Raw genomic sequence first — 6,682 nt, forward strand, 5'->3', positions numbered from 1 at the left:
TGGTCCACGAGATTCATTCTAGGGAGGCTCCCCGTCACGGCGAGGTGGAGCGGTCTGCGGTGGCGCCGTCGGCCACGACCACCCGCGCCCGACCGGCGTCCTTGGCCGCGTAGAGGGCACCGTCGGCGCGGGCGACGACGTCGGCGAGGTCGTCGCCACGACCGACGAGGGTCATGCCGTAGCTGACCGTGGGCAGCACCACGCCGCCGGGGAGCGACGTGGCCTCCAGCGCGACGGTGATCCTCTGCACGACGTCGCGCGCCTCCTCGACGGTCGCCTCGTCGAGGAAGAGGACGAACTCCTCGCCGCCGAAGCGCCCCACGATGTCGGCACGACCGACCGTGCTGCGGCAGGCCGCCGCGAACACCTGCAGGGCGACGTCGCCCGCCGGGTGGCCGTACGTGTCGTTGATCTGCTTGAAGTGGTCGAGGTCGGCCATGACCAGCACGCCGTGGACCTGGCGACGACGGTGGCCGCGCCAGCGCCGCTCGACCAGGCGCACCAGCTCGTCTCGGTTCAGCAGGCCGGTGAGGCCGTCCCGGGTGGCTCGCTCCTGGAGCTCGAGCGTGTCGTCGGCATAGCTGAGAGCCGTCATGCTGAACGAGACGGTGGCGAGCATGACCGTGGTGACCAGCGTCGTGACCTCGGTGCCGAGGTAGACCGCGAACGCGCGTCCGTCCTGGCCGACGAGGAGGTAGGCCACCAGGCGCAGGCCGTAGAAGGTCGACAGGCCGGTCGACATGACCGCGAGCGAGCGCAGGATCGGCCGGTACATCCGTTCTCGGGGGCCAGGACCGAAGGACCCGCTGCGACCCGTCTGCCACAGCTCGACCGAGGCCAGGGCGATGAAGATCGTCATGAGGCCGAGGAACACCGGCGCACCGGACCACTCGTTGGTGCCCGGGTCGTCGAGCGCCGACGTGACGAGCAGCCCCACGAGCGTGGCGCCGACGAGCCACCAGCTGACCGACCTTCCCTCGACCGCCCGCGCCCCCGACCACACGGCTGCGGCGCCCGCGACGACGCACACGTTGCCGAGCGGGTTCGCCCACCACTGCTGCGCCGTGCCGTCGAACAGGTAGGCCGCGGAGCCGGCGAGGAACAGCCCGAGCGCTGCGCACCNGACGGCCACGATGGCGAACGAGACGCGCAACGAGATCGGGTCCAGCATGTCGCCCCTGGTCGGTCGGCACGGATGGTCCGGTCATCCTCGCACAAGGACCTGCCTGCACGGCCGTGTTTCCAGGCGGCTGACGGCCACGCCGGCGGACCGGCGACGCCGTCGCCACCGGTCCGCGCGGCGGCTCACTCGAAGTGGCGCCGCGGGTTGGCCACGAGGATCGTCTCGATGTCGGCCTCGGTCAGACCACCCTCGAGCAGGGCCGGGATGACGTCCTCGCTGATGTGGCGGAAGTGCCAGTTCGGGGCCGCGTGCGCCTTGGCGTCCGGGCTGAAGTAGTCGATGAAGCAGTTGGCGTCGTGCGCCAGGGTGACGTGCTCGACGTAGCCACGCCGCACGAGCTCGATGATGGTGCCGATCCGCTCCTGCATCGGGTTGAACAGGTCGAGACCGAACCGGTCCATGCCGAGCATCGACCCGGCGTCGGCGACCTTGCAGAGGTAGTCGACGTCGTTGGTGTCGCCGGAGTGGCCGATGATCACCTTCGACAGGTCCACGCCCTCCTCCTTCAGCACCTGCTGGGCGACGAGCCCGGACTCGTTGGCCGGGTTGGTGTGCACGGTGATGGGGGCTCCGGTCTCGACATGGGCCTGGCCGACCGCCCGCATCACGCGCTCGACGCCCGGGGTGAGCCCGGCGAGCTCGATGGCGCACTTGAGGATGCCCGCGCGAACATCGGTCCCGGCGATGCCCTCGCGGATGTCCTTGACGAACATCTCGGTCAGGGGCTCCGGGACGTCGACCAGCAGTCCCGGTCCGCGGTGCTCGAACTGGTGGGGCACGTCGTTGTAGGTGTACAGGCCCGTGGCCACGACGATGTTGAGCTCGACCTGGGCGGCGATCTTCTGGATGCGCGGGATGTACCGACCGAGCCCCAGGACGGTGGGGTCCATGATCGAGTCGATGCCGACGCCCTTGAGCTCGGTGAGCTTCTCGACGGCGTCCCTGATGCGCTCCTCCTCGTCCCAGTCGTCCTGGTAGTTCTGGTTGTACTCGGTGTTGAGGACGAAGACGTGCTCGTGCACCAGCGTCCTGCCGAGCTCGCTCGAGTCGATGGTGCCGCGTGCGGTGGGGATGGTCGTCATCAAGGCTCCTGGTTGTCGTGGTCGGGTTGGGGGGTGTGTCGGTCTGGGGTCGGGCCGTCCGGCGTCACGCCGACGGCAGGGGTCGGGGGGTCAGGCCGGATCGGTCAGGAAGTCCACGACCCGCGGGATCACGAGCGCCGGCCGCTCGAGGATGACGCTGTGGCCCACGTCGGGCAGGCTCCACAGCTCGCCGTGCTGCACGCCGTCGACGACCTCCTGGGACCAGGCCGGCGGGCGCGCCACGTCCTCACCCCCGCTGACGACGAGCGTCGTGGCCGTCACGGCAGGGAGCAGGTCCACGGCACTGCGGCGCTCGACCACGCCGCGCACCGCGTGCACGAGGGTCGGCGGGAGTGCCGCGAACGCGGCCCGCGACTCCGCGACGAGTGCTGCTCTCCCCGGGTCGCTGCGACAGGACTCGCCCAGCATGATCTGCATGATCATCTCGAGCAGGTCGCCCTGGAAGCCCGACCGCTCGACCTCGTCGGCGATCGGACGGAAGGCCTCGAGCTGCTCCGGAGGTTCCGCGCGCACCGAGGACCCCAGCATGACCAGACGGTCGACCAGACCCGGACGTCGTGCCGCGACCCGGACGGCGACGTCGCCGCCCATCGACTGCGCGACGACGTGGACGCGGGTCAGGCCGAGCGCGTCGACCACGTCCAGGACGTCGTCGGCGCACTGCTCCATCGTCACCGTGTCGTCGGCGGCGGGACTGGAACCTTGGCCCCTGAAGTCCGGCCGCACGACCCTGAGGCGACCCTGCACCGCCTCGGCGAAGGCGTCGAACATCGTGTGGTCGAGGAACAGCGAGTGCAGGCAGAGCACGACCGGCAGGTCGGTCTCGCCGGAGTCGACGACGTGCAGCGCCGCGCTCACGACGAGACCGCCGTGTCGAGCGACGCGAGGTGCCGCTCGAGCAGCTCGGTCACCTCCCCCGGGTTCTCCAGCGCGTGCACGTGACCCGTGCGCTCCATGGTCACGAGGGTCGCCCCGGGGGTCAGGTCGACGATCTGCTGCGACTTCGGCGGCGGGTAGGTGTGGTCCTCGGTGCCCGCGACGACCACGACCGGGACGGCGACGCCGCCGAGCTCGTCGAGCACCGGCTTGCGGTGGGCGATGTGCCAGGCCGCGTCGGCGTACTCGGGCGTGCGGCTCCGCAGCAGTGCGGTGACCTCGGCGAGCACGTCGGCGCGCGACGGGTCGGTCAGCGTCGTGTCCCCCATCATGAACTGGAGGACGCCGTCGAGGACGGGCTCGATGCCCTGCTCGGCCAGCACGTCCACGAGGGCGTCCATGTCGTCCGCCTGCTCCTCGACGTCGGCCGACGTGCCCATCAGCACCGCGGAGGCCAGGAGGTCGGGCCGGCGAGCCGCGAGGCGGAGCCCGACGAAGCCGCCCATCGAGTTGCCGACGAAGGTCNCGTCGCGCGCGCTCTCCCCCTGGCCGCGGTGGTCGTACCGCACGACCCGGTAGCGGTCGCCGAGCGCCTCGGCCTGGTGCCGGAACATGCGGACGTCGAAGAACATGGACGGGCTCATGACCACGGCGTGCGCGTCGCGAGGTCCCTCGTCCTCGTAGCGCAGGGTGGTGCCGTTGACGTCGATCATGGCCATGTCGGACTCCTGGGGGGTGTGATGGCGGTCACGCTACCTGCACGCTACTTGAACCCGGTTTCGGGTTCAAGTACGTTTCAGTGCATACCGTGATCCCCATCACGCTGGCCCCCTCCGGAGGACGTCATGACCGAGACCACCGCCCCCANGATCGACGCCTTCGCCGACCTCACCGGTGACCACCAGTGGATCCACGTCGACCCGGAGCGTGCGAAGGAGAGCGCGTTCGGGTCGACCATCGCGCACGGCCTCTACAGCCTGTCGATGGGTCCACGGTTCATGGAGGACCTCATGGCCTTCGACGGCTTCGCCCACAGCCTCAACTACGGGTACGAGAAGGTCCGCTTCCCCGCTCCCAACCCCGTCGACTCGCGCATCCGCATGCACGCCGAGATCGTCTCGGTCGACGACGTCGGGAACGGAGCCGCGCGCATCGTCACGGTGCAGACCTTCGAGCGCGAGGGGTCCGACAAGCCGATCTGCGTCGCGCAGTCCATCGGTCAGTTCACCGAGTACCCGACGGAGGACTGAGCGTGCCGATCGCCGCCCGCAGGGTCCACCTCGCCGCGCGCCCCGTCGGCCTGCCCGACGCGTCCACCTGGGACGTGTCGGACGACCGGCTCGACGACCCCGCCGACGGTGAGGTGCACGTCGCCGTGACCCACCTGTCGCTCGACCCGGCCATGCGCGGCTGGTTGAACGACGTCCGGTCGTACGTCCCACCCGTCGGGATCGGCGAGGTCATGCGCGCCTTCGGCATCGGCACCGTCGTCGCCTCCCGTGCCGAGGGCCTCGAGCCGGGCGACACCGTGATGGGCACGATCGGCGCGACCGACCACGCGGTGGTCGCGGGGGCCGACCTCACCAAGGTCGACCTCGCCGTGGCCCCGGCCCCGACCTGGCTCGGTGCGCTCGGCATGCCGGGCATGACGGCGTGGTTCGGCCTCTTCGACGTCGCTCGAGCCCAGCCGGGCGAGACGGTCGTGGTCTCGGGTGCGGCCGGCGCGGTCGGCTCCGTCGTCGGCCAGCTCGCGAAGGCCCGCGGCTGTCGCGTGGTCGGCATCGCCGGCGGTCCCGAGAAGTGCGCGTGGCTCACCGACGAGCTCGGCTTCGACGCCGCCGTCGACCACCGCGAGGGCGCGGTGCACCGCGCCCTGCGTCAGGCCGCGCCCGACGGGATCGACGTCTACTTCGACAACGTCGGCGGCGTGGTCCTCGACGCTGCGCTCCGCACCCTGCGACTCGGCGCACGCGTCGCGATCTGCGGCGCGATCTCGACGTACAACGCGACCGAGCCCGCCCCCGGACCGGCGCACTACATGTCGCTCCTGGTGAACCGCGCGTCGATGGCCGGCTTCCTGGTCTTCGACTACGAGGACCGGTACAACGAGGCGGTCGACGGCATCGGCGCGATGATCGCCGACGGCTCGCTGATCGCCCGCGAGCACGTCGTGAGCGGGGGGATCGACGCGTTCGGCGACACCCTGCTGATGCTGTTCAGCGGCGCGAACACGGGCAAGCTCGTGCTGGCGCTCTGACCCAGCGTTCTGACTCAGCGCTCGGTGGTGAGCCCGAGCGCGTTGGCCCACAACCGCGTCGAGGTCTCGACGAGGTCGTCGACCGACCAGTTCTCCCCCAGCGCGAAGCTCGAGTACGCCAGCCGGCTGACCATGCCCGAGAGCGCCCGCGACGTCATCATCGGATCGAGCGTGGCGTCGACCCGCCCGTCCTCCTGGAGCTTCTGGATGCTCTTGGCGTTGCGGCGCGCGAACGCCTCACCGCGCTCGAGCCGGCGCCGACGGAAGTCGTCGTCGATCGTGGCGACCTGCTCCTGCAGGCGCATCAACCGACCGTTGCGCTTGTAGGTCTCGAAGTAGGCGCGGTTGCTCGCCTCGATGACCGCGACGGGGTCGTCGGCCTCCTCGACGTGGGGCATGCCCGGGTGGAGCATCTCGTCGCGTGCCGCCTCCATCACCGCAAGGAAGATCTCTTCCTTGCTGTTGAAGTACGTGTAGAACGTCCCCGTCGAGCAGCTGGCCTCGGCGGTGATGTCCGTGAGCCTCGAGGCGAGGAAGCCGTCGCGCTCGAACACCGTCCGCGCGGACGCCACGAGAGCCGCCCGCGTGCGCAGGCCGCGGCGGGTGGTCGGGGGCTCCTTCAGGCCGGAGGTGTCCGCCAGGGCCGGGACCACGTCCTTCCTCGCCGCGGGCTGCTCGCTCATGGTGCTGTTCTACTGGCGACGGCGTGGCGGTGCAAACCGGTGTTGCCGGTCCGGAGCCCCTCGGGGCTCATGAGGGGTCCGCGACGTCGACCGCCTCCAGCACCCGGACCACCGGTGCCGCGGCGAGCAGGGGCGCCAGCCTGGCCGAGGTCTCCTGGAAGTGCTCGGCCGCTCCGTGCGCCTTGAGCGCCTCGACCGAGGACCACCGCTCGAGCATGACGAGCTCGTCCGGTCGGCGTCGCACCCGGTGCAGGTCGTAGCGCAGGCATCCTTCCTCGCCACGGACCGTCGCGAGCGACGCCTGGAGGATCTCCGCGAGCTCGTCACCGCGCCCCTCCTGCGCCTGGATCGTCGCGACCACGTCGAACGCGCTCATCGCACGACCACCGGGTTCACGGGGGCGCCCGTGCCACCGACGACCTTGAGCGGTGCCGCCGTGTAGAGGAACGTCCAGCGCTCGTCCGCGGCACAGGCGGCGGCGAGGTCCTCCAGCCACGCGATCTCCGTGAACGCGACGCCCAGGTTGCGCATGAGGGCGCTGTGCAGCGGCAGCGTGACACCGCTCGAGGGCTCCAGCGTC

The 6,682-nt window shown here is 70.8% G+C and carries 7 protein-coding genes and 2 pseudogenes; 2 read left to right on the top strand and 7 right to left on the bottom strand.

Features of this window, described 5'->3' with window-relative positions:
- Nucleotides 1–34: 34 nt before the first annotated feature.
- From ASF38_RS19575 to ASF38_RS19580, 4 genes are all read right to left on the bottom strand, one after another.
- Nucleotides 35–859 (bottom strand): GGDEF domain-containing protein, encoded by an 825-nt coding sequence (locus ASF38_RS19575; protein ID WP_369815160.1) that lies wholly within the window; start codon nt 857–859, stop codon nt 35–37.
- 446 nt (nt 860–1,305) lie between these two features.
- Entirely contained in the window at nt 1,306–2,265 is a 960-nt protein-coding gene (locus ASF38_RS03145) for a phosphotriesterase (RefSeq protein WP_055963455.1), read from the bottom strand.
- A gap of 90 nt (nt 2,266–2,355) precedes the next feature.
- Nucleotides 2,356–3,144 (bottom strand): alpha/beta fold hydrolase, encoded by a 789-nt coding sequence (locus tag ASF38_RS03150; RefSeq protein WP_055963452.1) that lies wholly within the window; start codon nt 3,142–3,144, stop codon nt 2,356–2,358.
- A partial coding sequence (locus ASF38_RS19580) for an alpha/beta fold hydrolase (protein WP_369815150.1) occupies nt 3,141–3,687 on the bottom strand: 547 nt, incomplete at its 5' end. The genes ASF38_RS19580 and ASF38_RS03150, both read right to left, overlap by 4 nt.
- Before the next feature lie 343 nt (nt 3,688–4,030).
- Between ASF38_RS19580 and ASF38_RS19585 the strand changes: the two are divergent.
- Nucleotides 4,031–4,412: pseudogene (locus ASF38_RS19585) on the top strand (MaoC family dehydratase); the annotation flags it as partial.
- Nucleotides 4,413–4,414: 2 nt separating this feature from the next.
- Nucleotides 4,415–5,419 (top strand): NADP-dependent oxidoreductase, encoded by a 1,005-nt coding sequence (locus ASF38_RS03165; RefSeq protein WP_200914383.1) that lies wholly within the window; start codon nt 4,415–4,417, stop codon nt 5,417–5,419.
- A gap of 14 nt (nt 5,420–5,433) precedes the next feature.
- Here ASF38_RS03165 and ASF38_RS03170 read toward each other — a convergent pair whose 3' ends face one another.
- From ASF38_RS03170 to ASF38_RS18675, 3 genes and pseudogenes are all read right to left on the bottom strand, one after another.
- Entirely contained in the window at nt 5,434–6,102 is a 669-nt protein-coding gene (locus ASF38_RS03170; RefSeq protein ID WP_055963443.1) for a TetR/AcrR family transcriptional regulator, read from the bottom strand.
- Between the two features lie 67 nt (nt 6,103–6,169).
- Complete coding sequence (locus tag ASF38_RS03175) at nt 6,170–6,478, bottom strand: putative quinol monooxygenase (RefSeq protein ID WP_055963441.1); 309 nt, start codon at nt 6,476–6,478, stop codon at nt 6,170–6,172.
- Nucleotides 6,475–6,682: pseudogene (locus ASF38_RS18675) on the bottom strand (cyclase family protein); the annotation flags it as partial. The pseudogene ASF38_RS18675 and the gene ASF38_RS03175, both read right to left, overlap by 4 nt.

This window comes from Aeromicrobium sp. Leaf272, from assembly GCF_001422865.1.
Classification (GTDB): Bacteria; Actinomycetota; Actinomycetes; order Propionibacteriales; family Nocardioidaceae; genus Aeromicrobium.

Coding starts and splice junctions, on each gene's coding strand:
- ASF38_RS19575 (WP_369815160.1), bottom strand. CDS start 859: ATGACGATCTTCATCGCCCTGGCCTCGGTCGAGCTGTGGCAGACGGGT.
- ASF38_RS03145 (WP_055963455.1), bottom strand. CDS start 2,265: ATGACGACCATCCCCACCGCACGCGGCACCATCGACTCGAGCGAGCTC.
- ASF38_RS03170 (WP_055963443.1), bottom strand. CDS start 6,102: ATGAGCGAGCAGCCCGCGGCGAGGAAGGACGTGGTCCCGGCCCTGGCG.
- ASF38_RS03175 (WP_055963441.1), bottom strand. CDS start 6,478: ATGAGCGCGTTCGACGTGGTCGCGACGATCCAGGCGCAGGAGGGGCGC.